Origin of the sequence: Streptomyces sp. NPDC088554, from assembly GCF_044752945.1 — a bacterium.
Lineage (GTDB): Bacteria > Actinomycetota > Actinomycetes > Streptomycetales > Streptomycetaceae > Streptomyces.
The window spans coordinates 252,333-258,891 of record NZ_JBIVMF010000007.1 but is presented as its reverse complement, the minus strand read 5'-3'; the positions used below and the strand labels follow the sequence as shown (position 1 = coordinate 258,891).

The window sequence follows — 6,559 nt, the reverse complement described above, 5'->3', positions numbered from 1 at the left end:
GGGGAGATTATCTGGCCGCCACCAGGGACACCCACGAGGCCACCAGCGGGGAAGATCACTGGCCGCCCACGGGGAGCACTACGAGGCCGTTGACATCCGCACCCTCGAACAAACACCCGCGGGTGGGACGCACTGGTCGAAGCGGGAGCTGGCCAAGGTTGTGGGGATCTCCCCGGCCAGTGTGCTGCGGATCTGGCACGCCTTCGGGCTGCAGCCGTGGCGGACGGAAACGTTCAAGATCTCCCCAGACCCGTTCCTGATCGACAAAATCCGTGACGTCGTCGGTCTCTACCTCGCTCCGCCGGCCAACGCCGTGGTCTTCGCGATGGACGAGAAACCGCAGATCCAGGCCCTTGAGCGGACCGCACCGGTACTGCCCATGATCCCGGGAGTGCCCGAACGCCGGAGCTTCGACTACGTCCGGCACGGCACCGTCGACCTGTTCGCCGCCCTGAACACCGCGACGGGCAAGGTGATCACAAAACTGTCCGCGCAGCACCGGGCAGTGGACTTCCGTGACTTCCTCGATGAGATCGACCGTCAGACCGACAAGGGCCTGGCGGTCCACGTGATCTGCGACAACCTCTCCGCCCACAAAGCGCCTGTGGTGCACAAGTGGCTGCTCGCGCACCCCCGCTTCCAGCTCCACTTCACCCCCACCTACTCGTCGTGGATCAACCAGGTCGTGCGACACGAAGTCGCTTGAGAAGAGTGGTAATCACCAAGGAGGTTCGGCAGATGTCGAAGGTGTAGGACCCGAGCCAGTGTGCAAGGCTCGTTCCCGCCTCAGCGTGCGTTGCGAGTAATCGCGGGGTGCGAAGCCTGAGGAAATGCCCAAGGATCCTCGTTCCATCCGGGGGTTACAGGCTGGGAAATGCCGGACGGGTGAATGCAAATGAACCCTTGATGATGCCTCGTCATGATCACTCTCGCCGATGGATTGTTTCAGCGGGAGATAGGGACTGGCCGTTGGAAAGCGGCAGGCGCCGACTGAAGATACTTGACCGGTCGGGAGTGCACCGCCGTCCCCGGGGTGCAGAGGGCGCCCTCCCCGGCAGCATCTCTCTCATGCGGAACGTGACAACCCCGATGGAGTCCAGGCAATGCAGTTCTGGCCTGGTAAGCCAACCGTGAGGAAGGCCCAACTCTCCAGCGGGCGCAGGAAGACCCAGCAAGCGAATGCCGGTCGCCGAAAGGCAGCAGGAAACCGGGAACCATATGCCCACACCTCCGTCGGCGGTTCCCGCATAACTGGCCGGATAGGGGCCGATGCCCCGACCTGAAAGGGTGCTGACGTGGGTCTGGTGAGCCCGTGAAGAAACGATGACCAAAGACACCTGAACCGAAGGGCAAGTTGGACGCCGTGACGACACACGTGGCTGGGGCGGCGCAAGCCGCTGCGACCGCAGCCGGCATGGCGAACGGACCGGAGGACGAGATCACCGACTGGCCGTCGATCGACTGGCGGAAGGTCGAGGACGACGTACGGCGTCTGCGGCAACGCATCTTTACGGCATCGCAGGCAGGAGACCTGGCCAAGGTCAGGAACCTGCAGAAGTTGATGCTCCGCTCCCGCGCCAACACACTCGCGAGTGTGCGGCGGGTCACGGAGGTCAACGCTGGCCGCAAGACGGCGGGCATCGACGGGAAAGTCGTCCTGCTGCCCCAGGGAAAGGCCGAGTTGGCCGACTGGGTCCAGCGTGACGCGGCCCCATGGAAGCCCCAGCCCGTCAAGCGGGTGTATATAGCCAAGGCGAATGGAAAACAGCGCCCACTCGGAATTCCCGTGATCGCAGACAGATGCCTAGAAGCTCTGACGCTGAATGCACTGGAGCCCGAGTGGGAGGCACGGCTGGAGCCGAAGGTCTACGGCTTTCGCCCCGGTCGCGGCTGCCATGACGCGATCGTTGCCATCCACACGACGGCGAGCGGCAAGAATGCCAAACGCCTGTGGGTGCTCGACGCTGACTTGAAAGCGGCATTCGACCGAATCGACCACGATCACCTGCTCGCGTCATTGGGAAACTTTCCCGCGAGGGGAATGGTTGCCGGATGGCTGAAGGCCGGTGTGGTCGAGAAAGGTTGGTTCACCCCGACGGTGGAGGGAACTCCCCAGGGCGGGGTGATCAGTCCCGCGTTGTTGAACATCGCCTTGCACGGAATGGGAAAGGCCGCTGGAGTCCGCTACCAGGCTCTCGGCAGTGATGCCACGATTCTGGCGCGCGATTCTCCGGTTCTGGTCGTCTACGCCGACGACCTTCTCGCCCTGTGTCATTCTCGGGAACAGGCCGAGCAGGTCAAGGCGCGGCTGGCCGCGTGGCTCGCGCCCCGGGGGCTGGCTTTCAACGAGGACAAGACGCGCATTGTCCACCTCGATGAGGGCTGCGACTTCCTGGGGTTCAACATCCGACGCTATCGCGGAAAGTTGCTGACCAAGCCGAGCAACGCGGCCCTGCGGCGGATCCGGGAACGGCTTGCCGCCGAAGTGCTGGCCCTGCGAGGGGCCAACGCCGACGCGGTGATTGCCAAGCTCAACCCGATCATCAAGGGCTGGGCCGCCTACTACCGGATCGGGGTGTCCAAGCGGGCGTTCAACTCGCTGGACGCCTACGTGTGGAGATTGGTCTACAAGTGGGCCAAGTTCTCCCACCCGAACAAGCCGATGCGCTGGGTGACCGCCCGGTACTTCGGCATGTTCAACCCGTTCAGGCAGGACACATGGGTATTCGGGGACCGCACCAGCGGTTTCTACCTCTACAAGTTCGCCTGGACGCCGATCGTCCGGCACCGGATGGTGCCAGGGAGGGCGTCAACCGACGATCCCGCCCTGGCCGACTTCTGGGCCAAGCGGCGCCGCCGCGGCAAACTCCCGCTGGGCAAGGGCACCTTGTATCTGCTGCAGATGCAAGACGGCCGATGCCCGCTCTGCGGAGGGCTGCTGCTGCACGCCGACCATGAGCCGCAAACCACCGACCAGTGGGAGCAGTGGCTCAAGGTCACCCGCACCGCGATCCGCAAACACGCGATCGCTACCGATGCGGGCAACGGCAAGCCGGACAAACCCGCCGCCTCACGCCTGATACACACCCGCTGCCAGCGTCGGCTGGCCACTGGCCCCGGCCGGTGACCAGCACTTCTGTTCGCCCGCGAGCCCAAGGGGCTTGCTTGAGCCGGTTGCTCGGAAAGCGGGCACGGCCGGTTCTGAGGGGGGACCGCTGCAGCAATGCAGCGGTCCTACCCGACGAGCGGTGGTTCGCCGAGCTGGAACGGCGCTGCCTTGAGCGCGGAGTGTTCTGCTCCCTCGACGACCTCAAGGCCGCACTCGAAGGCTGGATCAAGGTCTGGAACGACGATGCCCGGCCCTTCAAATGGACCAAGACCGCCGACCAGATCCTCGACCGCATCTGCCGCTACTGCTCACGCATCTCCGAACCAGGTCACTAGCCGGCGTACGGCAGGAGCGCGGCCCCGGAGACTCCCGGCTCGACGGTGAACACCGCGCCCGCCGCCGGGTCCTCGCCGTCCGGGAGGTCCTGGCGCGAGGTGGTGATGTAGAGCCGCCGGTAGTCCTCCCCGCCGAACGCGCAGGCGCTGACCTGGCGGGCGTTCACCTCGACCACCTCGTCCAGGGTGCCGTCGGGGGCGTAGCGGCGCACCGCCGAGCCGCCCCAGAGCGCGACCCACACACCGCCCTCGGCGTCCAGGGTGATGCCGTCGGGGGAGCCGTCCGCGGGGTCGATGGTGACCCAGGGCTCCAGCGCGGTGAACCGGCCGGTCGCCGGGTCGACGGTCACCCGGGCGACGGTCTGGGTGGGGGTGTCGACGTAGTACGCGAAGGTGCCGTCCGGGGCCCAGACCAGGCCGTTGGAGATGGTGACCCCGGTGTGTGCCACGGAGGTGGTGCCGTCGGGGGCGAGCCGGTACACCGTACCGGCGCCGGGGCGGGTGTCGTACGCCATCGTCCCGCAGTAGAAGTTGCCGGCGGGGTCGCAGGCGCCGTCGTTCATCCGGATCTCCGGGTCCTGCCACAGCTCGTCCGCGACGGTCACCGCGCCGTCCGCGCCGACCAGCGCGAAGCCGCGCTCGACGGCGGCGACGATCCCGCCGGAGCGCCGGGGCCGCCAGGCGGCGGCGACCGATCCGAGCCGGAGCCTGGTGTACGCGCCGGAACCGTCGGCGGCGAAGGTCAGCAGGTCACCGGCGAGCATGTCGACGATCCTCAACTGCCCGGTCGCCGGGTCCCAGCCGGGCCCTTCCCCGTGATACGTGACGACTCCGGTCCACTCCTGCGCGCGCATGCCCGTCCCTCTCGCCAGACCACTGGTACTGGCATTTCTACGTGGGCGTGTGCCCCGTACACAATCACCCCCCATGATCAACGATGCGACACATACCTGTCTGACCGGTTGGGAAAAGCCGACTGACGGCCGACGGGTGCGCGGTCCGCCGGGGGGTGCCTCTATGTCTTTCGTCAAGGCGCCCAGGTTGGGTTTGGGGTGGTTCGGGCCTGCTGGGGTTATGTGGCGAGCTTGACGTCCGTGGGCGTGCGGGGTTCGTAGAAGGTGCCGTCGCGGGAAAAAAAAAGCATGGAGTAATTGTCAATTCCTGTGGATGCCTTGCGTGACTTGATGACTCGGGGTGCGGATGCCTGTGCCGTTCTGGCGTTGATGGTCGGCGGGTCGGTCGGGCGTGCGAGGGTGGCGTCATGTTGATCGCGATGGCCGGGCTGCCCGGTGCCGGGAAGAGTTCGGTCGCCGAGGCGCTGGGGCGCAGGCTGGCTGCTCCGGTCGTGTCCGTGGACCCGATCGAGGCGGCGATGTGGCGTGCTGGGGTGGCCCGTGACCAGCCCACGGGCCTGGCGGCGTATGTCGTGGCCGAGGCCGTCGCCGATGGCGTGCTCGGCATGGGCCAAACCGTGATCGTCGATGCGGTCAACGCCGCAGAGGCGGCGCGGGGGCAGTGGCGGTCGCTGGCGGTTCGTCATGGTGTGCCGGTGGTGTTCATCGAGGTGATGTGTTCGGATCCCGTGGTGCACCGCCGTCGGTTGGAGAGCCGGTCCCGAGGGATCGAGGGCTTCGCTGAGCCGGCGTGGGAGGTCGTGGAACGTCTGCGAGAGGAGTTCGCCTCGTGGGCCGATCACCGGTTGGTGCTGGATGCAATGACCGACCTGTCGTCGAACGTCGCGACGGCCCTTGAATTCCTCTCCGCGCCAGCCTGAACCTCAAACGATGCAAGATCAGTAGTCAGGTATCTCTGGATCGTGGGACAGCTCAGGCTGCGTGGACTTCGGGGCGTTCGACGAGGAGGCCGCATTCGAAGCGGGCTCCGGCGCGGACGAGGGCGACGAGGTGAGGTGCGTTCACGGCCCGCCAGCGGGCCTGGGCGGACTCGACGAGCTTGAAAACCATGGCCAGGGCGGCGGCCGCGCTGCCGGCACCCTTGGTGACCTTCGTGCGCAGGCGGACGGTGGCGAAGGTCGACTCGATCGGATTCGTGGTCCGCAGATGGATCCAGTGCTCGGCGGGGAAGTCGTAGAACGCCAGCAGTTCGTCCACGTCGTCGGTGATCTTCTTGACGGCCTTGGGGAACTTCGTCCCGTAGGTCTCGGCGAACGCCCCGACCGCCTTCACGGCGTGCTCCCGGTCCTCGGCGTTGTAGATCTCCTGCAGAGCCTTCTTCGCACCGGGCTGGGCGGACTTCGGCAGAGCATTCGCGACATTGGCGATCTTGTGAACCCAGCATCTTTGATGGCGCGTCTCGGGGAAGACCTCGGCCATGGCCTTCCAGAATCCAAGCGCCCCATCGCCGACCGCGAGAACGGGAGCGCGCATCCCTCGCCGCGCACAGTCGCGCAGGAGATCCGCCCAGGAGTCGGCAGATTCGCGGTAGCCGTCGCTCATCGCGATCAGCTCCTTGGTGCCGTCCGCGCGAACGCCCATCAGCACGAGCACGCACGCCTTCGCCTCCCGCAGGCGTATACGCAGGTGGATGCCGTCGGCCCACACGTAGACGTAGTCGCTGGCAGACAGATCGCGCTCGCCGAACGCCTGGTGGTCGGCCTGCCATTGCTGGGTGAGCCGGGTGACCGTCGCGGGTGAGAGGCCAGCCGTCGAGCCGAGAAACTGCTCCAGCGCCGGCACGAAGTCGCCGGAGGACAAGCCATGGAGATAGAGCAGGGGCAGCACTTCACTGATCTTCGGGGACTTGCGGCACCAGGGCGGCAGGATGGCCGAGGAGAACCGCTTGCGCTCGCCAGTGGATTCGTTGACGCGCTTGTCGTTCACCCTCGGTGCCTTCACCTCCACCGATCCGGCCGCGGTGGTGACCTTCCTGGGCTGGTGATAGCCGTTGCGGACCACCAGGCGACGCCCGTGACCATCACGCTGATCGGTCAACTCGGCTATATAGGAGTTGACTTCCGCCTCCAGGGCAGCGGCCAGCATCCGCCTCGCGCCCTCGCGGACAATGTCGTCGATCAGGGAACCGGTCTCGGTCGCTCCATCGGCATTCACTACGCTCAGCACGGGCGTGCCTTCCCGACCGACGGTGCAACGTCGGC

At 66.3% G+C, this 6,559-nt stretch carries 5 protein-coding genes and 1 pseudogene; 4 read left to right on the top strand and 2 right to left on the bottom strand.

Going from position 1 to position 6,559, the window contains the following annotated elements; genetic code table 11:
- Positions 1–88 precede the first annotated feature (88 nt).
- From ACIP8W_RS11510 to ACIP8W_RS11500, 3 genes and pseudogenes are all read left to right on the top strand, one after another.
- Positions 89–691: pseudogene (locus ACIP8W_RS11510) on the top strand (IS630 family transposase); the annotation flags it as partial.
- A 723-nt stretch (positions 692–1,414) separates the two neighbouring features.
- Positions 1,415–3,127 (top strand): group II intron reverse transcriptase/maturase, encoded by a 1,713-nt coding sequence (gene ltrA, locus ACIP8W_RS11505; protein WP_402202777.1) that lies wholly within the window; start codon positions 1,415–1,417, stop codon positions 3,125–3,127.
- Positions 3,128–3,165: 38 nt separating this feature from the next.
- The gene (locus ACIP8W_RS11500) at positions 3,166–3,444 is read left to right on the top strand and encodes a hypothetical protein (protein WP_402202768.1); all 279 of its coding nucleotides are present in this window, start codon (positions 3,166–3,168) and stop codon (positions 3,442–3,444) included.
- Here ACIP8W_RS11500 and ACIP8W_RS11495 read toward each other — a convergent pair.
- The gene (locus ACIP8W_RS11495; protein WP_402202766.1) at positions 3,441–4,298 is read right to left on the bottom strand and encodes an SMP-30/gluconolactonase/LRE family protein; all 858 of its coding nucleotides are present in this window, start codon (positions 4,296–4,298) and stop codon (positions 3,441–3,443) included. The two genes, ACIP8W_RS11500 and ACIP8W_RS11495, sit on opposite strands and share 4 nt — an antisense overlap.
- Positions 4,299–4,705: 407 nt before the next feature.
- Between ACIP8W_RS11495 and ACIP8W_RS11490 the strand changes: the two genes are divergently transcribed.
- Positions 4,706–5,218 (top strand): AAA family ATPase, encoded by a 513-nt coding sequence (locus ACIP8W_RS11490; protein ID WP_402151768.1) that lies wholly within the window; start codon positions 4,706–4,708, stop codon positions 5,216–5,218.
- 52 nt (positions 5,219–5,270) lie between these two features.
- On the opposite strand, the gene ACIP8W_RS11485 is transcribed toward ACIP8W_RS11490, so the two are convergent.
- Positions 5,271–6,524: an IS256 family transposase gene (locus ACIP8W_RS11485; RefSeq protein WP_402151772.1), complete on the bottom strand. Its 1,254-nt coding sequence runs from the start codon at positions 6,522–6,524 to the stop codon at positions 5,271–5,273.
- Positions 6,525–6,559 lie beyond the last annotated feature (35 nt).

Coding starts and splice junctions, on each gene's coding strand:
- ltrA (WP_402202777.1), top strand. CDS start 1,415: ATGGCGAACGGACCGGAGGACGAGATCACCGACTGGCCGTCGATCGAC.
- ACIP8W_RS11495 (WP_402202766.1), bottom strand. CDS start 4,298: ATGCGCGCGCAGGAGTGGACCGGAGTCGTCACGTATCACGGGGAAGGG.
- ACIP8W_RS11490 (WP_402151768.1), top strand. CDS start 4,706: ATGTTGATCGCGATGGCCGGGCTGCCCGGTGCCGGGAAGAGTTCGGTC.